We start from the raw sequence: 21,055 nt of genomic DNA, 5'->3' as shown, positions 1-21,055 counted from the left end.
TGGTCGAGGTGGACGCGTGAGCGGCGCCGGACGTCCCGGTGGGCGTCACGGCACGCGTCACGAGGGCCACCCGGAGGAGTCGTGGGAGGGCTGGACGCGGCGGGTCGCGACCGACCTGGCCGCACTCGCCGAGGGCGGCTGGGAGACGTTCGCGGTGCACGCGGACGTCGGAGGCGCGCGGGACGAAGGGCCGGCCACCGCGCGCTCGAGCGGGTTGTTCCGTCGACGCCACCGAGGCGAGTCCGTCTCTGCCGCAGACGTCTTCGTCCAGGCCAGCCGACTCGAGGGCGTGCTCGTGCTCGAGTGCGTCGCCGACCCGGAGTTCGAGGGCCTGACCGCCCTGGCGACCCACGACGTCGAGGCCCTCACCGCGCTCGGATGGGAGACCGTCGCGGACGAGGCCGACCTCGGCCGCGTGCTCGGACCGGACGCCGCCGAGGAGGCGGCCGCCCTCGTGGCGGCGACGCTGCGCGACGTGCTGGGGGCCACGGCGCCGTCGGCGGTGGACCGCCGGCACGGCTGAGCCAGAACGCTTCCGGGTCGCTCTCAGTCCTTGTGCAGGGCCTCGAGCGGGTGCGCCCCCGGCGCATGACCGCGGGCCAGCTGCGTGGCCGCCCGGCGCATCGCGGCGGTGTAGAGCGGCCGGACGAACCGCTTGGCGCGCCAGGCGACGCGTCCCTCCACGTCGGTGAGCACGACGTCGCGCCGGGCGTCGATGCCGCGCAGGACGGTCGCGGCCACGTCGTCGGCCGAGCGCCGGGACCCCCTCACCATGCGGCGTCCGGCGTCCTCCAGCTCGGCGTCGGTCCCCCGGAACGACGCGTCGAGGCCGCTGCGGAAGAACGACGGGCACACGACCGTCACGGCGATCCCGTGCGGCGCCAGCTCGTGCGAGAGCGTCTCGCTCACCGCGACGACGCCGGCCTTGACGGCGTTGTAGGCGGCCATCCCCGGCGCGTGGACGAGCCCGGCGAGGGATGCCGTGTTGACGATGTGCCCGCCACGCTGCTGCTTGAACAGCGGCGTGAAGGTGCGGCACCCACGGACGACGCCGAGCAGGTTGACGTCGACGACCCGGCGCCACTCGTCCATCGTCGCGACGTCGATGCGCCCGCCCGCGGCGACACCGGCGTTGTTGACGAGGACGTCGAGCCCGCCCCACGTCTCCCGGAGGTGGGCGAGGGTGGCGTCCCAGTCGGCGTCGCTGCGCACGTCGAGGCGGCGGTAGCCGACGGACGCGGGCAGCACGTCCGGCCGCTGGGTCGCCAGGTCGGTGGCGAGCACCCGGTCGCCCCGGGCCGCCAGGGCGCGGACCAGGGCGAGGCCGAGCCCGGACGCACCACCGGTGACGAGGACGCGACGCGGCGGCTCGAAAGCGCGGGTCCGAGACGGCACGAGCGGCCTCACGAGCCGCGGACCCTGATCGTCACCTTGCCCGTGGCACGACGCTCGTCGAGCTCGGTGAGGGCCGCCGTGACGTCCTCGAGCGCGTGGCGGCTGCCGATGGGCGGCTCCAGCAGGCCCTGGCCGAGCAACGGGAGAAGGGCCTCCCACTGGGCGCGCACGAACTCGGGGCGCTTCTGCCAGAAGGCTCCCCAGCCGACTCCCACGACGCTGACGTTGTTGAGCAGCAGCCGGTTGACCTTGACCTCCGGGATCGACCCACCGGTGAAGCCGATGACGAGCAGGCGTCCCTCCGGCGCGAGAGCGCGAAGGCTGTCGGTGAAGCGGTCGCCGCCGACCGGGTCGACGACGACGTCGACGCCGCGCCCCTGGGTCAGCTCACGCACCGCGTCGAGGAACCCGTCGACGGGCACGACGTGGTGGGCACCGGCGGCCCGGGCCACGGCGGCCTTCTCGTCGCTCGACACGACGGCGACGACCCGCGCGTCCATGGCCCGTGCCAGCTGGACGGCGGCCGTGCCGATGCCGCCGGCGGCGCCGTGCACGAGGACCACCTCGCCGCGCTCGAGGCCGGCACGCCGGGTCAGCGCGAAGTGGACCGTGAGGTAGTTCATCGGCAGGGCAGCCCCGGCGGCGAACGAGATCCGGTCTGGCAGTGGGAGGACGAGCGGCTCCGGCACCGCGACCTGCTCGGCGAACGCCCCGAGCACCGGGAAGGCGGCGACCCGGTCGCCGACCGCGAGCCCGCTGCCCTCGGACACCTCGCGGACCACGCCGGCGCACTCGGCCCCCGGAGTGAAGGGCGGCTCGGGCCGCAGCTGGTAGAGCCCCCGGGTCAGCAGGACGTCCGGGAAGGCGACACCGGCCTCGTGGACGTCGACGACGACCTGGCCCGCGGCGAGGGTCGGGGCCTCGACCTCCTCGACCCGGACCGAGCCCGGGCCGTCGAGCGTCGTCACTCGGGCGGCGCGCATCATCGGGCTCCTTCGCTGCGCGGGTCGTCGGCGTCCACGTGCCGACGCTAGCCCACCTAGTCTGGAGCCGTGAGCCAGCCACCGCTCCAGCCGACGCCGCACCCCCTGACGCGGCTGCCCGACGGCACCGTCAAGCAGGTCAACCCGCTCACCGGCACCAAGGTCTGGACGCTCCCCGGCCGCGCGGCGCGACCGGTCGACGTGCCGGGACGCGTGCCGCTGCCGATCGAGCCCGGGGACCGCGACCGGCACTGCGCCTTCTGCGCCGGCCGCAAGCTCGAGACCACACCGGAGGTCGCCCGGGTCGTGCGCACCGGTGACGGCTGGACCCAGCTGCGCGGCGTGCTCGCCGACGAGCTGGACGACACCGTCGCGGAGTTCCGGCTCGTCCCCAACCTCTACGAGATCCTCGGCTACGACTACTGGCACCTGACCCACGGCTTCGAACCGACGCCGGAGTCGCAGGCTCGCCGCGCCGCCTACCTATCCACGCCGGCCGGGCATGCGCACGTCACCTCGTTGGCCCGGATCCGCATGCGGGCCAAGGGTGCTCGTGGGGCCGAGGCCGAGCCGCTCGCAGAGGACGCCCTCGGTCGCGAGGCCGCGGGCCTCTTCGCCGCCAACCACCAGGTGGTCGTCGCCCGGCGCCACTACGTGGACGACGCCGTCGACGACACGCAGCTGGCCGCGTCGGGCACCCTGACACCCGACGAGCACGAGCAGTACGTGCGCCTCGGCATCACGGCGATGCACGACATCTACCGCGGCAACCCGTACGCGAGGTACGTGTCGGTGTACCAGAACTGGCTCGCGCCGGCGGGCGCCTCGTTCGAGCACCTCCACAAGCAGGTCGTCGCCATCGACGAGCTGAGCGCCCAGAAGGAGGTGGAGGTGCGCCGGGTGCGGAGCGAGCCGGGCGTGTTCCTGCGCTGGGGGGCGCGCTATGCCGAGGAGCAGGGTCTCGTCGTCGCTCGCAGCGAGCACGCCGTGGCCTTCGCCGGCGTCGGCCACCGCTATCCGGCGCTCGTCGTGCACCTGCTCGACGGCGAGCCCTGCCCGTGGGAGCTGTCCGACGAGCAGGTCCGCGACTTCTCCGACCTCGTCCACGCCTGCCATGCCGCCACCGGCGACCACGTGCCCTCGAACGAGGAGTGGCACCACCGGCCGCCGTCGGTCGACGTGCCGATGCCGCTGCGCGCCGTCATCAAGTGGCGCATCTCGACGCTCGCCGGGTTCGAGGGCGGCACGAAGATCTACGTCAACACGATCGACCCGTGGACGCTGCGTGACCGGGCCGTGGGCCGGCTGCGCGAGCTCGCCGACACGGGTGGCGTCTCCCCCCGCGTCGAGGTGGCGGCGTGAGTCCCGTCGTCGTCGCCATCCACGTCGCCAAGGCCCGTCGCCTGCCCACCCGGTCGGTGCAGAGCGTCGAGGCCGAGGCGGGGGTCGGGCTCGTCGGGGACCGCTACCACGGCAGCCGGCACCGGCACGTCACGGTGCAGGCGGTCGAGAGCCTGCAGGCGGCCGCCGAGGAGCTCGGCCGTCCCGTCGACCCGGGCCTGACGCGTCGCAACCTCACGATCAGCGGCTCGGTCGTGCCCCGACGCCCCGGGGAGCGCATCCGCATCGGCGACGTCGACCTCGAGGTGGTCCGGGTCGCGGCGCCGTGCCGGCTGCTCGACGACGAGCTCGGGCCGGGCGCCGCACGCGCCCTCCACGACCGCGCCGGAACGGTGTTCCGGCTGCTCGGTTCCGGCACGATCCGCGTCGGCGACCCCGTCGACCTCGAGCCCGGCCGGTGAGCGGCGGCTGAGCCGCCGGCGGCTCAGCGGGAGAACTCCATTCCCTCGGTGAGGTCACCGCGCAGCAGGTCGCGGCGGTCGAGCAGGTAGTTCTGGCGCATGAGCCACGGTGCGCGGTCACCCTGCCGCGGCAGGAGGTCGGCCGCGCGCGTCACGTAGCCGGACGACAGCGGCAGCAGCGCTCTGCCCGCCATGCCCTCGGGTGCGCGCGGCACCGCGGCCCGCCAGCCGTGCGCGTCCATGTGGGCGATGAGGCGGCACACGTAGCGGCTGGCGAGGTCGGCCCGGAGCGTCCACGACGCGTTGACGTACCCGACGCTCACGGCGAGGTTGGGCACGTCGGCGAACATCAGCCCGCGGTAGACGACGAGGTCGCGCGTGGGTCGGGTCTCGCCGTCGACGTCGAACTCGATGCCGCCTGCGACCTGCAGCCTCAGGCCGGTCGCCGTCACGACGACGTCGGCCGGCAGCTCGCGCCCCGACGTCAGGAGCAGCCCGCGCCCGGTGAACCGCTCGATGGTGTCGGTGACGACCTCGGCGCGCCCGGCTCGGACCGTGTCGAAGAGGTCACCGTCGGGCACGAAGCAGATGCGCTGGTCCCACGGGTCGTAGGCCGGCGTGAAGTGCTCGGCGACGGCCGACGCGGACCCGAGGGCCTGTTCGGCGCCGCGGAGCAGCAGCCGACGGGCCAGGGCCGGCCGCCGCCGGCTGAGCTGGTAGAAGGCGCCTGCCGTCAGCACGTTCTTGTAGCGCACCGCGGTGCCGGAGACCCGGCGCGGCAGGGCACGCCGGAGCGCGTCGCCGATCCGGTCGCGACGCGCGAGCGGCACGACCCACGAGGGGCTGCGCTGGAGCATCGTCACCCGGGCACCGCGGTCCGCGAGCGCCGGCACGAGGGTCACCGCGGTGGCACCCGACCCGATGACGACGACCCGCCGGCCGGCGACGTCGAGGTCGGCGGGCCAGGACTGCGGGTGCACGACCCGTCCGCCGTACGCGTCGCCACCGGGGATGTCGGGGGTGTGCCCCTGCTCGTAGTCGTAGTAGCCGCTGCACAGGTGCAGGAAGCTGCACGTCAACCGGGTCCGGTCGCCGGCGTGCTCGACGGTGAGCGTCCACCGGGCGTCGGCGCTCGACCACGACGCCGCGACCACCCGGTGACCCAGACGGACCCGCTCGTCGATGCCGTACCTGGCGGCGGTGCGGCGGATGTAGCCGAGGATGCTGGCCCCGTCGGCGATCGCGTCGCCCTCGGGCCACGGCTCGAAGGGGAAGCCGAGGGTGAACATGTCCGAGTCCGAGCGCACGCCCGGGTACCGGAACAGGTCCCACGTGCCGCCGACGGCGTCGCGCGCCTCGAGCACGGCGAAGGAGCGGCCCGGCAGCATCGTCTGGACCCGATAGGCCGCGCCGATGCCGGACAGCCCCGCGCCGACGACGACGACGTCGAGGTGCTCGGGCCGGTCGGCGGGGTCGGAGGGTCGCGTCACCCCGCCATTGTGACGTGTGCCGCGCGGCTCGCTACCCCGCGGTAACCCGCGGCTACCCTCGGGCGGGTGAGCCCGTACCCGCACCTGCTCGAACCGCTCGACCTCGGCTTCACGACGCTGCGCAACCGCGTCGTCATGGGCTCGATGCACACGGGGCTGGAGGACCGCGTTCGCGACCTCGACCGGCTCGCCACGTACTACGCGGAGCGGGCGCGGGGCGGCGCCGGGCTCATCGTCACTGGCGGTTTCGCGCCGAACCTCGAGGGCACCCTCTACCCCGGCGGGTCGGCGCTGCTCACCTCCCGGCAGGCGCGCCGGCACCGCCGCATCACCGACGCCGTGCACCGCGAGGGGGGCCACATCGCGCTGCAGGTCCTCCACGCCGGCCGGTACGCCTACCACCCCGCCTCCGTCGCCCCCTCGCGGCTCAAGGCCCCGATCACCCCGTTCACGCCGCGGGCGCTGTCGACGAGGGGCGTCGAGCGCACCGTCCGCGCCTACGCCCGGTGTGCGCGCCTGGCCCGCGAGGCCGGCTACGACGGCGTGGAGATCATGGCCTCCGAGGGCTACCTGCTCAACCAGTTCCTCGCTCCGCGCACCAACCGGCGGACGGACCGCTACGGCGGCTCGGCACAGAACCGGCGCCGGCTGCCGGTCGAGGTGGTCCGCGCGGTCCGCGAGGCGGCCGGCGAGGACTTCGTCGTCGTGTACCGCCTCTCGATGCTCGACCTCGTGCCCGACGGGCAGTCCTGGGACGAGGTCGTCGCGCTCGCGCGCGAGGTCGAGGCCGCCGGCGCGACGATGATCAACACCGGCATCGGGTGGCACGAGGCCCGGGTGCCGACGATCGTCACGTCGGTCCCGCGCGGCGCCTTCACCTCGGTGACGGCCCGCCTGCGGCCGGAGGTGTCGGTGCCCGTCATCGCCTCCAACCGCATCACGATGCCCGACCTCGCCGAGCAGACCCTCGCCGACGGTCGCGCCGACCTCGTCTCGATGGCCCGGCCCTTCCTCGCCGACCCGGAGTGGGTGCGCAAGGCCGAGCAGGACCGCGCCGACGAGATCAACACGTGCATCGCCTGCAACCAGGCCTGCCTCGACCACACGTTCGCCAAGAAGACCGCGACGTGCCTCGTCAACCCGCGCGCCGCGCACGAGACGCTCCTCGTCCTCGCGCCGACGCGTCGGGCCAGGCCGATCGCCGTCGTCGGCGCCGGCCCGGCCGGCCTCGCGGCCGCCACCTCGCTGGCCGAGCGCGGCCACCGCGTCGAGCTGTTCGAGGCCGGCGACGACATCGGTGGCCAGTTCGCCATCGCGATGCGCATCCCGGGCAAGGAGGAGTTCGCCGAGACCGTCCGGTACTACCGGCGGCGCCTCGAGCTCGCCGGGGTCAAGGTGCACCTCGGCCGCCGCGCCGAGCCGGCCGACCTCACCGAGTTCGACGAGGTGGTCGTGGCCACCGGCGTCGAGCCGCGGATCCCGGCGGTCCCGGGCATCGACCACCCGAAGGTCGTCACGTACGCCGCGGCCGTGCGCGGCGAGGTCCCCGTCGGCCGTCGCGTCGCCGTCATGGGCGCCGGCGGGATCGGCGTCGACGTGTCCGAGTTCCTGACGCACACGGCCTCGCCGCTCGGCGTGGAGCAGTGGATGGCCGAGTGGGGCGTGGGCGCGCCGGACGCGTCGCGCGGTGGCCTCGTCGAGCCGCGGCCCGAGCCCTCGCCCCGTGAGGTGCACCTGCTCCAGCGCAAGGAGACGCCGATCGGCAAAGGGCTGGGCAGGACGACGGGATGGGTGCATCGGGCGGCCTTGAAGGCCAAGGGAGTCCATCACCACGTCGGCGTCAACTACGAGCGCGTCGACGACGCGGGACTGCACGTCAGCTACGGACCGGACCACCGCGACCCGACGGTCCTCGCGGTCGACACCGTCGTGCTGTGCACGGGCCAGGAGCCGGTCGACGGGCTCGTCGCGCCGCTGCGCGAGCTCGGCATCCCGGTCCACGTCATCGGTGGTGCCGACGTCGCTGCCGAGCTCGACGCCAAGCGGGCCATCCGCCAGGGGACCGAGCTCGCCGCGCGTCTGTGACGGACCGACGCGCAACCGATCAGTTTTCGAGAAGCGCCCATGTCGGGCGGCGTCGAGGATGGGACCGGACCACCCACTCGACCCAGATCGGAGCCCGACATGGCCACCACCCGTTCGACGACCACCCGCTCGACGACCACCGCGAGGACCACGAGCCCGCAGGCCTTCACCGCCGAGGAGAAGGCCGCGATGAAGGAGCGCGCCACCGAGGTCAAGGCCGCCCGTCGCAAGGGCACCGACCCGGCCGAGGCGCGGGCCCAGCTGCTGGCCAAGATCGCCGAGATGGACGGCCCGGACCGTGCCATGGCCGAGGGGGTGCTCGCGCTCGTCGAGAAGGCGGCGCCCGACCTCGAGCCCGGCACCTGGTACGGCATGCCGTCGTGGTCCAAGGGCGGCAAGGTCGTCTGCTTCTTCCAGCCGGCGGCCAAGTTCAAGGCCCGGTACTCGACGCTCGGGTTCAACGACCCGGCCGCCCTCGACGACGGTGACCTGTGGCCCACCGCGTACGCCCTGCTCGCACTGACCCCGGCGGTCGAGGCGCAGCTCACCGCCATCGTGAGGAAGGCCGCCGGCTGAGCCGGCCCGGTCACACCCGGCGGAGGTGTCGAGCCAGCCGGACGCTCCAGACCGGCAGGAGCACGTAGGCCCCGAGCCACGCGCCGGCCTCCCCCAGGTGGGAGTGCCACCGCGCGTCCGCGAGGTCGTCGACGCCGGCCAGCAGCCCCGGCAGGGCTAGCACCCCACCGAGCAGGAGCCATCCCGTGAGGCGCCCGAGCACGACGGGTCCGGTCGCCGGCCGCCCGGCCCGTGCCGACGCGGCGTCGGCGAGCAGGAGCCAGGCGCCGACGCCCGCCAGCCCGAGGGTCGACACGAGGCCGGCCAGGTAGAAGCCGGTCGTCTGCGTGACGACGAGCCACGTCCCCCACGCCAGGCCGACGGCACCGGCCGCCGCCGCGGCCGGTGCCACGTCCGCCCGCCGGCCGCCGGCCCCGTCGAGCCTGACGAGGACGGCGAGCAGCAGCACCCAGCAGCCGAGGAGGGCGTTGGCCCAGTCGTTGACCGCGCCGAAGACGCCACCGACGGCGTAGAGCAGGACCAGGCAGCCGACCGCGACGAGGGCAGTGGCCGCGAGCGCCAACGCCACCAGGGGCATGGCCTCCCGCCGGAGCCGGGTGGCAGTCGGCCGACGACCCGGGGCCGACGACCCCGGCGTGCGAGTGCTACGGATGACGTTGTGGGACATGGCGGTTCACCTCATTCGGGTTGGTTGCCGGCGCTGCCGCCGAGCAGGTAGGGGCTCGTCACGCCGTCGTACGACAGGTGCGCGACGAGGCCCTCCGCGGCGTGCCGGAGGTTGTGGCAGTGGTCCATCCAGATGCCGGGGTTGTCCGCCACCAGGGCGACCTCGAGCTGCTCACCGGGCGCGACCTCCAGCGAGTCGACCCACCAGGGGGTTCCCGTCGAGGGCACGCCGTCGCGCGACAGGACGACGACGTGGTGGCCGTGGAGGTGCATGGGATGGCTCTCGGACGACCCGTTGACGATCCGGAACCGGACGACGTCACCCTCGGTGACGTGGAACATCGGCACGTCGGGGTAGAGCCGGCCGTTGACGGTCCAGTACATCCCGGGCCGGCCGTCGAGGAGTCCCGGACGCCGGCCGATGACGTAGTCGAAGCGACGGTCGGGGGCACCCGCGTCGAAGCCCAGCGGCGCGGGCGAGCCGTAGGTGAGCAGGTCGAGGACGCGCGCCGGTTGCCGCACGAACGGCGCCGACCCGGCGCCTCCAGCGCCCCCGACGACGATGCTGAGGGACCCGCCGAGCTGCACCCGCACCGACGAGCCGTCCCTCGGGGCGTGCACGAGGAGGTCAGCCCGCGCCCCCGCGGTGACGTCGACACGCCGGCCGGACACCTCGGTGGCACCGACGAGGTCCGTCCCGTCGACGGCGACGAGGGTGAACGGACCACCCACCCAGACCGCCATGAGGGCGTCGTCGGTGTTGACGACACGGATCCGCACGGCGCCACCCGGGTCGACCGCCACGTGCTCGTCACCGACGCGGCCGTCGAGCGTCGGCTGGCCGCCGAGTTGGTGGACGAGGGCGACGACGTCACGGTCGACGCGAGGGATGATGCCACCCGCCGGTTCGACGACGATCGCGCCGTAGAGCCCGCGCCGCACCTGCTCGTGGGACACCTGGTGCGAGTGGTACCAGTACGTTCCGGCCTGCTCGGCGACGAAGCGGTAGGTGTGCTCACCGCCCGCCGGGACCGCGTCCTGGGTCACGCCGGCGACGCCGTCCTGCGAGGCGGGCACCTCGATCCCGTGCCAGTGCAGCGTGGCGCCGTCGGTCACCGACTCGTTGACGAACCGCACCTGCACGAGCTGTCCCTGGCGCACGCGCATGGTCGGGCCGGGTGAGCTGCCGTTCAGCGTGTACCCGTCGACGTCGACACCGTCCGGCACCCGGATCGTCTGCCGGCGGGCGACGAGGGTGAGGGACACGTCGGCCGGACGGCGGGGGTCGACCACCAGGTCCGCGACGCTCGTGCCGCCCGGCCGACCGACGGACGCTCCTGCCCCGTGCCCCATCGCGTGGTCTCCACGGCCCAGCTCGGCCGTCCCCATGTCCATGACGGACCACGCCGAGGGGAGCCGGCTCGCGGCCCAGCCCCACCCGACGAGCACCAGGAGGCAGGCGAGCCCGACGAGGCTCACGAGCCGGCGTGACAGGCTGGTCCGCCCTGGGGGCTCAGCCCCGGGCATCGGCGGGCACCTCCGTCGGCACGGCGTCCGCCGGCGCACGCACCGCCGCGAGCCGCGCGGCCTGCATCGCGACGACGAGGAGCGCCAGGGCGTTGGCCCCGTGGACGGCGCCCGTGAACGGCACGTCGGTGATCGAGTAGCCGAGCATCACCTGGACGACGACGAGCCCGAAGACCCAGGCCGCGGTGCGGATCCCCTTCGGCACGTGGGCGAAGAAGGCGACGACGAGCAGGGCGAGGGCGAGCAGCGGGATGACGACCCCACCGTTGACGAAGTGGATCGGGAAACCGACCTCGCCGACCCAGCCGAGCTCCGAGTCCTCGAGGGAGGCCTTGTCGACGACGCCGCCCTCGGACACGTGGTGGACGAGACCCCCCAGACCGAGCGCGATGGCGGCCGCCTGGACGACGACCTCGACGACGATGAGCCAGCTGAGCACGCGGTAGACCCTGCGCATGGTCGTTCCTCTCCGGTACGCGTCGGGTGTGCCCGCCTCCCACCGGCGGTCCCGCGCACGCCTCCCACGATCCGGCCGCTTCCGCGAGCCGGGAACGAGGCGGGCCGCACGGACGGTGGGGGCCGTCCTCCACCGGCAGGTAGGGCTGACCCGCTGACGCGTCGAGCGTGCAGGGACGATCATGAGGTGTGGCCAGCAGGCGCGTGTGGTTGCTGATCTTCGGCGTCGTCGGGACGGCGTCGCTCGCCTACGTCTTCGTCGTGCGCGGCATCCTCTCGCCCGGCACCGCGGGCGAGGGGCTGGGGTGGCCGGTCTTCGGCGTGCTGCCCATCTACGCCTTCGGGTTGTGGCTGCTCACCGCGACGTCGTCCAGGACGGCCCTGTACGTGGCCCTCGGTGGGACCGCCTCGGCCGTCGGGTCCGCGTACGAGGCGTACCTGTGGACCCACGTCGACGTCCTGCGCTCGAGCACCTTCGCGCTGCTCAACCAGGTGGGGCTGGCGGCCGACGCCCTCGCGTCGATCGGCTTCCTGCTGATGTTCGCGACCTTCCCGGACGGTGTCCTCGAGCACCGCTGGCAGCGCGTCGTCGTCCGGTTCGTGTGGGTCGGGGTCCTCATCGGCCCGGCCACGCTGCTCACCGATCCGCAGGTCGTGCTGCCGGAGTACATCGGTCTCGACGGCCGCACGCTCACGAACCCGTACGCCGTGCCGGCGCTCGCCGGCCTCGAGCCGGTGGTCGACGCCGTGCTCCGACCGTGGTGGGTCGTCCCGGGGCTCGCCGTCCTGGTGTTCTTCTCGCGCTGGCTCTTCGGTCCCCCGGCCCGGCGCGCGCAGCTGCACGTCATGGGCGCCGCCGTGACCTTCACGCTCCTCGTGTACATGTTCTGGGACGGGATCGCCCTGCCCCGGTTCGCGGGAACGCCCGTCGCGACCGTCGCCTCGGTTCTCGTCGCCGTCGCCGTCATCGCCCTGCCGGTGGCCGGCATCCACGGCATCCTGCGCCACGGCGCCTACGACGTCAGGGTGGCCGACCGCGGAAAGGTCGTGGTCCGCTCCTCGGCCACGCTCATCACCATCCTCTACGCCTGGGGGGTGGCGGCGCCCGGGCTGCTGCTCGCGCAGACCCTGCCCCCGGCGACGGCGGTCATCGTCACGACGGCCATCGCCGTCCTGCTGCTGCCCGTCCGCGCCTGGCTGGGGCGAGCCATCACCCGGCTCGTCTTCGGCAACCGCGACGCGCACCTGAGGCTGCTCAGCGACCTCGGGACGCGGCTGGAGCAGGCCGTCGACGCGGACGAGGTGCTGGCCCGACTCGCCCAGGGGGTGCGCGACGGGGTGGGTGCGGCGTGGGTCCGCATCCGCCTGGCCACGCCCGACGGGCGCACGGTCGACGCACCCCGTGCGGTGTCGGGCGAGGTCGTCGGCGACCCTGCCACGGGGCTCGACCTCGTGCAGGGCGGTGCCGTCATCGGCCGGATCGACCTCGGTCCGGCCAGACGTGGTGCCTACACCCTCGCCGAGCTGACCCTGCTCGAGACCGTGGCCCGCCAGGCCACGACGGCCGTCGCCAACGTGCGGCTGACCGCCGAGCTCGCGGACCAGCTCGACGAGCTCACAGCGTCGCGCAGCCGCCTCATCACCGCCCAGGACGCCGAACGCCGGCGCATCGAGCGCGACCTCCACGACGGCATCCAGCAGAGCGTCGTGGCGCTCATCGCGGGTCTCCGGCTCGCGCGCAACCGGCTCGACCGCGCGGACCTCGACGCCGACGAGCTGTCCGAGCTGCAGGACCAGGCCCGGGAGATCCTCGCCGACCTGCGCGAGCTCGCCCACGGCATCCACCCGCAGGTGCTGAGCGACAACGGCCTCGTCGCGGCGGTCGAGTCGCGCACCGCACGCTTCCCGGTGTCCCTCGCCATCGAGGCGGACGACGTGGTGCGCGCCCGTCGCTTCGCCCCCGACGTCGAGACCGTGGCGTTCTACGCGATCCGCGAGGCCCTGGCCAACGTCGCCAAGCACGCCGGCGCGCAGCACGCGCGGGTCGCCCTCGCCCTGACTCCGGCGGGGTTGCGGCTGGAGGTCACCGACGACGGGCTCGGTTTCGACCCGGAGGGCCCGACCTCCGCCGAGCAGGCCGGGCTGGCCAACATCCGTGACCGCGTCGTCGCCCTCGGCGGCCACGTCCACGTCGACAGCGCCCCCGGCGCCGGCACCCACCTCGTCGCCCTGCTGCCCCTGCGGGAGCAGCAGGGACCCGGTCGGGCCGCCGCGCCCACCGCGCCCGCCGCGCCCACCGCGCCCGACACGCCCGCCGTTCCGCCACGGGTCGAGCCCGCCCGTGCGTGAGTCCGTGCGCATCGTCATCGCCGAGGACAACTACCTCGTGCGAGAAGGTCTGCGCCGCCTGCTCGAGGACTCCGGCGAGGTCTCGGTGCTCGCGTGCGTCGGCACCGCCACCGAGCTGCTCGACGCCGTCCGCCGGCTCGGGCCCGACGCCGTGCTCACCGACATCCGGATGCCGCCGACGCACCGGATGGAGGGCATCGAGGCGGCCCACGCGATCCGGGCCGCGCACCCCTCCACCGGGGTCGTCGTCCTCTCGCAGCACACCGACGAGGCCTACGCGCTGGCGCTGTTCGACGGTGGTTCGGCCGGGGTCGGCTACCTGCTCAAGGACCGCATCGGCGACCTCGAGGACCTCGTCCACGCCCTGCGGGAGGTCTGCGCGGGGGGCTCGGTCGTCGACCCGCAGATCGTCGACGCGCTCGTGCGCCGCCGCAGCCGCGGAGCCACGAGCCCGCTCGCGACCCTGTCACCGCGCGAGCTCGACGTGCTGCGCGAGATGGCGCTGGGGCGCACCAACGCCGGGATCGAGGCGTCGCTGCACCTGTCGTCGTCGACCGTGGAGAAGCACGTCAACGCGATCTTCACCAAGCTCGGCCTGTCGGAGGCCCCGGTGCACCGTCGGGTCGTCGCGGTGCTCGCCTTCCTCGAGAACTCGCCCGCACTGGGGTGAGAGCGGGTCGACGAGGAGGTTCGAGGGCGTGAGCCCTCCTCACGCCCCGTCGAGCTGCTCGCGCACGCGCGGCACGACCTCCTCGGCGTAGAGGCGGATGCAGCTCATCCGCTGCTCGTGCGGCAGCGTGCCGAACGAGTACTTGAGCTGGAACCGCGACACCCCGAGGAGCCGGACCGTGTCGACGATCTTGGCGGCCACCGTCTCGGGCGAGCCGCAGTACACCGCGCCGTCGGGGCCGAGCTGGCCGAGCGCCTGCTCCCTCGTCATCGGCGCCCACCGGCGCTCGCGGCCGAGCTTGTTCATGTACGGCACGAAGTGCGGCACGAACTCCTCGACGGCCTGCTCGTCGGTCGCCGCGACGTAGCCGGGCGAGTGCACCCCGACCCGCTGCTCCGGCTTGCCGAGCTCCGACAGCGCGCGGCGGTAGAGGTCGGCGAGGGGCAGGAACTGTCGCGACGAGCCACCGATGATGGCGATGACGATCGGGAAGCCGTAGTGGGCCGCCCGGACGACCGACTGCGGTGTGCCGCCGACCCCGACCCACACCGGCAGCCGCCCGGACTCGGTCGCCGGCATGACCCGGTCGACCTGGACCGGTGGCCGGATCGTGCCCTCCCATCGCACGGGCCGCTCGGCGACGACCGCGGCGAGGAGGTCGAGCTTCTCCTCGAAGAGGGTCTCGTAGTCCGACAGGTCGAGTCCGAAGAGCGGGAAGGACTCGATGAACGACCCGCGGCCGACGGTGATCTCGGCGCGGCCGTTGGACACGGCGTCGAGCGTCGCGAACCGCTGGAAGACGCGGATCGGGTCGTCGGACGACAGGACGGTGACCGACGTGCCGAGTCGGATGCGCCCGGTGCGGGCGGCCAGCGCCGCGAGGAGCGTGTCGGGCGCGCTGACGGCGTAGTCGGGCCGATGGTGCTCGCCGATCCCGAAGAAGTCGAGCCCGAGCCGGTCGGCCAGCTCACCCTCGGCGAGGACCTCGCGCAGGACGACGGCCGGGTGCAGCGGCTGTCCGTCCGGGCCGTCCGCGATGTCACCGAACGTGTCGAGACCGAGTTCGAGAGCCATGCGCCCCATCGTAGGGAGGCCCGTCACCTCGGCCGGCAGACCGACGCGGCCGCTGGCACGGCCGCGGGCACGGCCGCTTGACGGCCCGACCTCCTCAGGCGGCCCGTTCGGGTCCCGGCGCCGCCTCGAGCCCGAGGTGCTCGCCGACGAACGCCCGGATGCGGTCGGTGTGCTCGGGCCACGAGCCGGCGTCGGTGCGCACGACGAGGGTCGGCAGCGGCAGTCGCGGCAGGAGGTCGAGCTCGACGGCGCGGCGATGGCGCATGAACTCGACGTAGCCCTCGAAACCCCCGAGGCCGCGGGCCAGCCCCCAGCCCTGCTGCGTGTGGTAGGCGACGACGGCCTCGAGCCAGGCGTCCGGACGTTCGGCCGCCGCCTTCTCGAGGACCGGCGCCGGGTCACCGGCGTCGAGGTACACGAGCGCCGGAGCGCGGTCCGACACCGCCTCGACGAGCCCGCGGACGTGTCGCTCCAGCACCGCCGTCGGCTGGTCGAACCGGGCCACGAACGCGCAGACGGGGTTCTGGAGCAGGACGCACTCCCAGACGTGCACCTCCGCGCGCGGCTCGGCGGTCCCGAAGCGGCGCCAGCTGTCGGTGAGGACGCGCCCGTGCAGCTCGGGCGTGACGTCACCGTCGTAGCCGTCGTGACGGCGCAGCCGGTCCACGAGCTCTGCGGGCAGGTGCCCGTCGCGGCCGATGCGGACGAGCCACGCGTCACCGGCCCGCTCGGCGGCACCGATGAAGGCATCTGCGGCAGAGGGCATCTCGCCCAGCAGCTGCACGACGGCGTCGTTCGTGAGGACCGCGACCTGCTCGAGGTCGACGGGGTGGTCGGTGCGCCCCTCCGGCCACTGCTCGACCGCGACGCCGCGGCCCGCGAGCCAGGTGCCGAGGCCGTGCGCCGTCGTGCTCTTGCCCGAGCCGGGCAGACCCTCGACCATCACCAGACCCGACATGTGCCTCACCCTAACCTCGATGCGCCCCGGTCCCGTCTCGTGGAGGGACGCCGGAGGCTCGCGCGGGCTCACGGCCCCGCAGGAGGACCGTAGGCCAGGTGCACGACGCCGTTGTCGTAGACGTCGGAGCCCTTGAGCCGCAGCGTCGTCGGGCCACCGCCGTCGGCGAACAGCCGCCCACCCGTGCCACGTGCCACCGGGTAGACGAACAGGTGCAGGTCGTCGACGAGCCCGTCGGCGAGGAGCGCCCGCACGAGTGTGCCGCTGCCCGAGACGTACATCGCGCCGTCCACGGAGTCCTTGAGCCGGCGGATCGCGTCGGCGTCGTAGGGCAGCACGGTCGAGGGTCCCCACTCGACGCCCGGCTGTTGCGAGGCGACGACGTACTTGTGGGTCTCGTTGAAGAACGGGGCCCCGGGGTCGTCCTCGGCCGTCCGCGTCGACCACGCCGGCGCGAACATCTCGTAGGTGCGCCGGCCGAGCAGGATGGCCCGGGCGGCGCCGGTGACATCGGCGAGCGTCTCCCCCATCCGGGGGTCGAAGCCGAAGTCGAACGTCCAGGACGGGTCCTCGAAGACGCCGTCGAGGGAGATGAACTCGTGCACCGCGATCGTTCCCATGGGCACACCATCGCACGACACGTGCACGCCGTCGTGCTGTCCCGCCGACCGGGGTTCCGTGTGACACCGTGGACCCATGCAGACCGAGGAGGCAGCGATCCTCCGTGCCCCGGCCAACCTCGTGTCACCTCGCGCGGTGACGCTCTGGACCGTCGAGGCGCTCGTGCCCGTCGTCGGGCTCCTCGTGGCGCAGGTGGTGTGGTGGGTCGCCGACGACGCCGGTGGCCGGTCCACGCACTGGGCCGTCGGCGTCGCGTGGCTCGTGCTCTCGGTGGCCTACGTCCTCGTCATGCCCCGGTGGCGGTGGCGCGTGCACCGGTGGGAGGCCACCGGGCGGGCCATCTACACGCAGACCGGCTGGCTGCGCCAGGAGCGACGCATCGCCCCGATGAGCCGGGTCCAGACCGTCGACCTCGAGCGTGGGCCCGTCGCCCAGGTGCTCGGGCTGGCGTCGGTGACCGTGACGACGGCGTCCGCGGCGGGCCCGTTGCGCATCCACGCGCTCGACTTGCCGGTGGCCACCGAGCTGGTCGAGACGCTGTCCGCGGCGGCCGTCCTCGAGAAGGGCGACGCGACGTGACCGAGCCTGCCCCCGCAGACCCGGTGCCCGAGACCGAGTGGCGACGCCTCGACGCGCGGATGCTCCTCATCCACCCCGTCGAGACGCTCGTCCGGCTGCTGCCCGCCGTGCTCGCCCTGCTCGTCGCCCGGGCGAGCTCCGACAGCGACCAGCCGTGGGAGCTCTACGCCCTGCCGGTCATCGTCGGCTTCGGGGTGCTGCGGTGGTTCACGACGCGGTACCGCATCGCGGCCGGCCGCATCGAGCTGCGCCGCGGCCTGCTCACCAAGCAGACGACGACGGCCCAGCTCGACAAGGTCCGCACCGTCGACCTCACCGCGCGGGTCTACCACCGGCTGCTCGGCCTCGCGAAGGTCGAGATCTCGACCGGTGGGAGCCAGCGGGACCGGCTCGTCCTCGACTCGCTGCGGGTCGAGGAGGGACGCCGGCTCCGGGCCGAGCTGCTGCACCGCATCGACCCGGCGGTCACCGCGCTCCCCTCTCCCACCGGTGCTCCGCTGCGGCTGGACGAGGACCTCTCGGAGGTCCCGGCTGCGGGGTGGGAGTCGCTGCCCGTCGACGAGGAGCTCGTGCGGCTGGACCCGACGTGGGTCCGGTACGCGCCGTTCACGCTGACCGGGATCGCGACCGCGGCCGCCGGCGTGGGCTTCCTGTTCCAGGCGGTCGGGCGGGTGCGCGACCAGGGCGAGGTCATCGCGTCGGGGGCGGAGTGGCTGCGCGGCCTGGCGGTCTGGCTCGACGTGCTGCTGGTGCTCGTCGTCGTGTCGGTGCTCGCAGTCGGCGCCTACGTCCTCAGCTTCTGGGGCTTCCGGCTCACGCGCAACCGCCTGGGCAGCCTCCACACCCGCCGGGGCCTGCTGACCACGCGCGAGACGAGCATCGACCGCGGCCGCGTCCGTGGCGTCCAGGTCGACGAGCCGGCGGGCCTGCGTCTCGTCGGCGGCCGGCGCCTCAAGGTCGTCACCACGGGGCTGCTGCGTGAGCGCGGCGGCGCCGACTGGCTCGTGCCGCCCGCCCCCGCTGGTCTCGTCGTCCGCGTGGCCGCCGACGTCGTCGCGGACGGGGACGCGGTGAACGCGCCGCTGCAGCGGCATGGGCGGGCGGCCTTGCGGCGCAGGCTGACCCGGACCCTCGTTCCCACCGTCGCCGGCCTCATCGGCCTGGCCGTCCTCGTCGCCACGACCGAGGCGCCGGCGACGTGGTACCTGGCGGCGCCCGTGCTGGTCGGCCTCGCGGCCTGGCTCGGCCTCGACCGGTACGCCGGGCTGGGGCACCTCGTGACGCCCCGCCACCTCGTCGCGCGCGAGGGCTCGCTCGACCGGCGCCGGGTCGCCCTCGACCGCGACGGCGTCATCGGCTGGACGGTCCGCCGGTCCTGGTTCCAGCGGCGTGCAGGAGTGGCCACCCTCGTCGCGACGACGGCGGCCGGCGCCTCGCACTACGACGTCGTCGACGTGCCGGTGGAGCGGGCGTACGCCGTCATGGCGCAGATCAGCCCCGACCTGCTCGCCGAGTTCAGCTGAGGCTCAACCCCGCTCGGCGAGCAGACGGCATGGGGTGGTCCGGGAGCCTGGTCGTGGCGTCGACGCCGACCGCCGCCGAGGGGCACACCGTCCGCGGCAGCCGCGGCCACCTCATCGTGCCAGCGGTGAGGTGACGACCTCGTACGGTCGGCTGCCCCTTTGCCCCGACCGCGCGACGGCGCACTTGTGGCGGCCGATCCAGCCCCGTACCCCCACGCAACCGTGCCATGGCGCGGTTCTGGCGGCAGGTGGGCGCTCGGTCCGGCTCGACCGCGGGTGGTCAGAGCCGCATCGAGGCCCCGACCCGCTGCGTCTTCTCGCCGATCTCCTCGGAGACCGTCGGGTCGGCGCCGGTCGCCGCGTCGGCGTCCTCGGACCACTCGGTCGGCACGAGCTCGCCGACGCCTTCACCGGGCGCGGTCTCCTGCACGGTGAGCGTGAAGTCGTCACCGTGCTCGCTCACGCCGGTGACGACGGCGTGCTCGACGGCGGCCGCCGCGTACCGGCGCCGCACCACCTGCGGGTCGCGCGAGAGGTCCTTCACCAGCGCCGCGGCGAGGCCGACCATGATGACGAGGAACGGCAGCGCGGCGACGATCGTGACGTTCTGCAGACCCGAGAGCGCGTCCTCGCCGCCGATGACGAGCATGATGGCGGCGACCGCGCCGGTGGCGGCGCCCCAGAAGATCACGGTCCTCCGCGACGGCTCGAGCGTCCCCTTCTCCGACAGCGTCCCCATGACGATCGACGCGGCGTCGGCGCCCGACACGAAGAAGATCGCGACGAGGACCATGACGACGACCGCGGTGACCGTCGGCCACGGCAGGTTGCCGAGCATGGCGAACAGGGTGCCCTCCGCGGAGGACTGGCCGGCGATGTCCTGGCCGTGCTGCTGCTGCCAGATGCCGGCGCCGCCGAAGATGGCGAACCACACGAGCGAGACGACCGACGGCACGAGGAGCACGCCCGTGACGAACTGCCGGATGGTGCGCCCCCGAGAGATGCGGGCGATGAACATGCCGACGAACGGCGTCCAGCTGACCCACCAGGCCCAGTAGAAGATCGTCCAGGAGGCCAGCCAGTCCTTCATGCCGGCGCCACCCGCGGCGTCGGTGCGGGCCGACATCATGGCGAGGTCCTGCACGTAGGAGCCGATCGTCGTCGGCAGCAGGTCGAGGATGAACACCGTCGGGCCGACGACGAACACGAAGAACGCGAGCGCGACCGCGAGCACCATGTTGATGTTCGAGAGCCACTGGATGCCCTTGGCCACCCCCGACACGGCCGACAGGATGAAGGCGACGGTCAGCACCGCGATGATGCCGATGAGCAGGCCGTTGCCGACCGGGCCGACGCCCGCGACGAGCTGCAGGCCGGAGCCGATCTGCAGGGCGCCGAGACCGAGCGAGGTGGCCGAGCCGAACAGCGTCGCGAAGACTGCGAAGACGTCGATGACCTTGCCGGCGGCGCCGTTCGCCCGTCGCTCGCCGAAGAGCGGGGCGAAGGCCGAGCTGATGAGCAGCGAGCGGCCCTTGCGGAAGACACCGTAGGCGACGGCGAGGCCGACGACGGCGTAGATGGCCCACGGGTGCAGCGACCAGTGGAACATCGTCGTGGCCATGGCGGTCTGGACGGCCGCCGGGTTGCCCGCGGCGCCGGTGCCGGGCGGCGGGGTGACGAGGTGGCTCACCGGCTCGGTGACGCCGTAGAACATCAGGCCGATGCCCATGCCGGCGGAGAACATCATCGCCACCCAGGAGGAGGTGCGGAACTCCGGCTCCTCGCCGTCACCGCCGAGCGGGATGTTGCCGTAGCGGCTCGCGGCGAGCCAGACGACGAACACGACGAAGCCCGAGGCGACGATCGAGAAGAGCCAGCCGGTGTTGTGCACGACGAACCCGAGGCCGGTGGAGGCGCTCGTGCTGAGGCTCCCGGTACCGAGCGCGCCCCAGAGCACGAACCCGATGGCGACCGCGGCGGCCACCCAGAAGACGGGCTTGTCGAGCCGGGACGGGGCCGCCTCCTCGTGGTTGACGGGTGGTGGTTCGAGGGCGGGGTGCAGGGCCTCGCGCGGCTCCTGCGGGGTCTCGTCGGTGTCTCGGGTCATCAGGGCCATACGTCGTCGACGGCACCCGACGAGGGATGCCGCCAGTCTCCTCACGTCTCGGTGTCTCAGCGGTTTCGTTCGGCCGTCAACCCTGCCGAAACGGAACGCGACGCGCAAGACGAGACGCCGGACGGCGCAGTGCTTCCCACGCCAGAGCCTGTCTCTTATACACATCTGACGCTGCCGACGACGGA

At 73.8% G+C, this 21,055-nt stretch carries 19 protein-coding genes; 9 read left to right on the top strand and 10 right to left on the bottom strand.

Annotated elements, in window-relative coordinates; translation table 11 throughout:
* Positions 1 to 523: TY-Chap domain-containing protein (locus ACR9ZK_RS13435; RefSeq protein ID WP_481342443.1), on the top strand; the 523-nt coding region annotated here is incomplete at its 5' end.
* A gap of 23 nt (positions 524 to 546) precedes the next feature.
* Here ACR9ZK_RS13435 and ACR9ZK_RS13430 read toward each other — a convergent pair.
* Positions 547 to 1,407 (bottom strand): SDR family NAD(P)-dependent oxidoreductase, encoded by an 861-nt coding sequence (locus ACR9ZK_RS13430; protein WP_481342442.1) that lies wholly within the window; start codon positions 1,405 to 1,407, stop codon positions 547 to 549.
* Positions 1,404 to 2,378 carry an NADPH:quinone oxidoreductase family protein gene (locus ACR9ZK_RS13425; RefSeq protein ID WP_481342441.1) on the bottom strand — a complete coding sequence of 325 codons (975 nt, stop codon included), beginning with the start codon at positions 2,376 to 2,378 and terminating at the stop codon, positions 1,404 to 1,406. Before ACR9ZK_RS13425 ends, ACR9ZK_RS13430 begins: the two co-directional genes overlap by 4 nt.
* 69 nt (positions 2,379 to 2,447) lie before the next feature.
* Between ACR9ZK_RS13425 and ACR9ZK_RS13420 the strand changes: the two genes are divergently transcribed.
* Together ACR9ZK_RS13420 and ACR9ZK_RS13415 are read left to right on the top strand one after the other, a co-directional pair.
* Positions 2,448 to 3,740: a DUF4921 family protein gene (locus ACR9ZK_RS13420; protein ID WP_481342440.1), complete on the top strand. Its 1,293-nt coding sequence runs from the start codon at positions 2,448 to 2,450 to the stop codon at positions 3,738 to 3,740.
* Entirely contained in the window at positions 3,737 to 4,180 is a 444-nt protein-coding gene (locus ACR9ZK_RS13415) for an MOSC domain-containing protein (protein ID WP_481342439.1), read from the top strand. The genes ACR9ZK_RS13420 and ACR9ZK_RS13415 overlap by 4 nt, the downstream gene beginning before the upstream one ends.
* Positions 4,181 to 4,203: 23 nt before the next feature.
* Here ACR9ZK_RS13415 and ACR9ZK_RS13410 read toward each other — a convergent pair whose 3' ends face one another.
* Complete coding sequence (locus tag ACR9ZK_RS13410; protein ID WP_481342438.1) at positions 4,204 to 5,670, bottom strand: flavin-containing monooxygenase; 1,467 nt, start codon at positions 5,668 to 5,670, stop codon at positions 4,204 to 4,206.
* Between the two features lie 66 nt (positions 5,671 to 5,736).
* Between ACR9ZK_RS13410 and ACR9ZK_RS13405 the strand changes: the two genes are divergently transcribed.
* Together ACR9ZK_RS13405 and ACR9ZK_RS13400 are read left to right on the top strand one after the other, a co-directional pair.
* Positions 5,737 to 7,755, top strand: coding sequence for an oxidoreductase (locus ACR9ZK_RS13405; protein ID WP_481342437.1), 2,019 nt, complete (start codon positions 5,737 to 5,739; stop codon positions 7,753 to 7,755).
* 99 nt (positions 7,756 to 7,854) lie between these two features.
* On the top strand, positions 7,855 to 8,331 hold the full coding sequence (locus ACR9ZK_RS13400; RefSeq protein ID WP_481342436.1) for an iron chaperone: 477 nt from the start codon (positions 7,855 to 7,857) through the stop codon (positions 8,329 to 8,331).
* A gap of 10 nt (positions 8,332 to 8,341) precedes the next feature.
* Here the strand turns inward: ACR9ZK_RS13400 and ACR9ZK_RS13395 are convergent, their stop codons facing one another.
* The 3 genes from ACR9ZK_RS13395 to ACR9ZK_RS13385 all read right to left on the bottom strand — a co-directional run bounded on the left by ACR9ZK_RS13395 (position 8,342) and on the right by ACR9ZK_RS13385 (position 10,981).
* Positions 8,342 to 8,908 carry a hypothetical protein gene (locus ACR9ZK_RS13395; protein WP_481342435.1) on the bottom strand — a complete coding sequence of 189 codons (567 nt, stop codon included), beginning with the start codon at positions 8,906 to 8,908 and terminating at the stop codon, positions 8,342 to 8,344.
* 101 nt (positions 8,909 to 9,009) lie between these two features.
* Positions 9,010 to 10,476, bottom strand: coding sequence for a multicopper oxidase family protein (locus tag ACR9ZK_RS13390; RefSeq protein WP_481342434.1), 1,467 nt, complete (start codon positions 10,474 to 10,476; stop codon positions 9,010 to 9,012).
* A 34-nt stretch (positions 10,477 to 10,510) separates the two neighbouring features.
* Complete coding sequence (locus tag ACR9ZK_RS13385) at positions 10,511 to 10,981, bottom strand: hypothetical protein (protein ID WP_481342433.1); 471 nt, start codon at positions 10,979 to 10,981, stop codon at positions 10,511 to 10,513.
* A gap of 188 nt (positions 10,982 to 11,169) precedes the next feature.
* Here ACR9ZK_RS13385 and ACR9ZK_RS13380 point away from each other — a divergent pair, with 188 nt between their 5' ends.
* Positions 11,170 to 13,329, top strand: a complete 2,160-nt coding sequence (locus ACR9ZK_RS13380; protein ID WP_481342432.1) for a sensor histidine kinase — start codon at positions 11,170 to 11,172, stop codon at positions 13,327 to 13,329.
* Positions 13,322 to 13,999, top strand: coding sequence for a response regulator transcription factor (locus ACR9ZK_RS13375; protein ID WP_481342431.1), 678 nt, complete (start codon positions 13,322 to 13,324; stop codon positions 13,997 to 13,999). Before ACR9ZK_RS13380 ends, ACR9ZK_RS13375 begins: the two co-directional genes overlap by 8 nt.
* A gap of 39 nt (positions 14,000 to 14,038) precedes the next feature.
* Here the strand turns inward: ACR9ZK_RS13375 and ACR9ZK_RS13370 are convergent, their stop codons facing one another.
* The 3 genes from ACR9ZK_RS13370 to ACR9ZK_RS13360 all read right to left on the bottom strand — a co-directional run bounded on the left by ACR9ZK_RS13370 (position 14,039) and on the right by ACR9ZK_RS13360 (position 16,651).
* Positions 14,039 to 15,073, bottom strand: a complete 1,035-nt coding sequence (locus ACR9ZK_RS13370) for an LLM class flavin-dependent oxidoreductase (RefSeq protein ID WP_481342429.1) — start codon at positions 15,071 to 15,073, stop codon at positions 14,039 to 14,041.
* A gap of 94 nt (positions 15,074 to 15,167) precedes the next feature.
* A complete protein-coding gene (locus ACR9ZK_RS13365) occupies positions 15,168 to 16,031 on the bottom strand; it encodes a P-loop NTPase family protein (protein ID WP_481342428.1) in 864 nt (287 codons plus the stop codon).
* Positions 16,032 to 16,099: 68 nt separating this feature from the next.
* Entirely contained in the window at positions 16,100 to 16,651 is a 552-nt protein-coding gene (locus ACR9ZK_RS13360; RefSeq protein WP_481342427.1) for a dihydrofolate reductase family protein, read from the bottom strand.
* A gap of 76 nt (positions 16,652 to 16,727) precedes the next feature.
* Here ACR9ZK_RS13360 and ACR9ZK_RS13355 point away from each other — a divergent pair, with 76 nt between their 5' ends.
* Positions 16,728 to 17,231, top strand: a complete 504-nt coding sequence (locus ACR9ZK_RS13355) for a PH domain-containing protein (protein WP_481342426.1) — start codon at positions 16,728 to 16,730, stop codon at positions 17,229 to 17,231.
* Positions 17,228 to 18,754 carry a PH domain-containing protein gene (locus ACR9ZK_RS13350; RefSeq protein WP_481342425.1) on the top strand — a complete coding sequence of 509 codons (1,527 nt, stop codon included), beginning with the start codon at positions 17,228 to 17,230 and terminating at the stop codon, positions 18,752 to 18,754. The genes ACR9ZK_RS13355 and ACR9ZK_RS13350 overlap by 4 nt, the downstream gene beginning before the upstream one ends.
* 280 nt (positions 18,755 to 19,034) lie before the next feature.
* On the opposite strand, the gene ACR9ZK_RS13345 is transcribed toward ACR9ZK_RS13350, so the two are convergent.
* A complete protein-coding gene (locus ACR9ZK_RS13345) occupies positions 19,035 to 20,861 on the bottom strand; it encodes a BCCT family transporter (RefSeq protein ID WP_481342424.1) in 1,827 nt (608 codons plus the stop codon).
* Positions 20,862 to 21,055 lie beyond the last annotated feature (194 nt).

This window comes from Monashia sp. HAY1-5C (assembly GCF_056755255.1).
Note: the sequence above shows the minus strand (reverse complement) of the source record. Positions and strands in the feature narration are given on the sequence as shown.